The organism is Vibrio sp. S457-15, assembly GCF_000960545.1.
GTDB classification, from domain to species: Bacteria; Pseudomonadota; Gammaproteobacteria; order Enterobacterales; family Vibrionaceae; genus Vibrio; species Vibrio parahaemolyticus.
This window is the reverse complement of the sequence record NZ_JYOQ01000101.1, coordinates 1-449: the sequence shown is the minus strand read 5'-3', so window position 1 is coordinate 449 and position 449 is coordinate 1. Positions and strand designations below refer to the sequence as shown.

General features: G+C 44.5%; 1 pseudogene. It reads left to right on the top strand.

The window, feature by feature from the left end:
* A pseudogene (locus UF05_RS08900) lies at positions 1–310 on the top strand (FAD-dependent oxidoreductase); the annotation flags it as partial.
* Between the last annotated feature and the right edge of the window lie 139 nt (positions 311–449).

Below are 449 nucleotides of genomic sequence, written 5' to 3'. Positions count from 1 at the left end.
AACAGTCTCGTACATGGCTAGCCAAGCGTGCAGCAACTTTGTGGAGAAGCTAAATGATCGTGAGTTGAAAAACTATGTCAACAAAGACCATGGTTCTTTAGTGTCTCTAAGCAGCTTCTCTACAGTAGGGAGCTTGATGGGCTACTTAACCAAAGGTTCGATGCTGGTTGAAGGACGTATTGCACGAGGTGGTTATATCTCACTATACCGCATGGCATTGATGGCACTTCACGGCGTGTTCAAAACATGCTTTCTGAAGCAGGTTGGCCGCAATAACCTAGCAAAGAGTCCGAAACTTAAGCGTTACTAATATCTGCGACTCAGCCAGCGTCACTGTTGAACTCATAGAATAGAAAAAGCCCGCGTTGGTCGGTGGTTTTTTATTTATGTTTTGACTGGTCCCCAATACAGGCACACACTTATCATCACTTCACGATGTGTTAAATCGA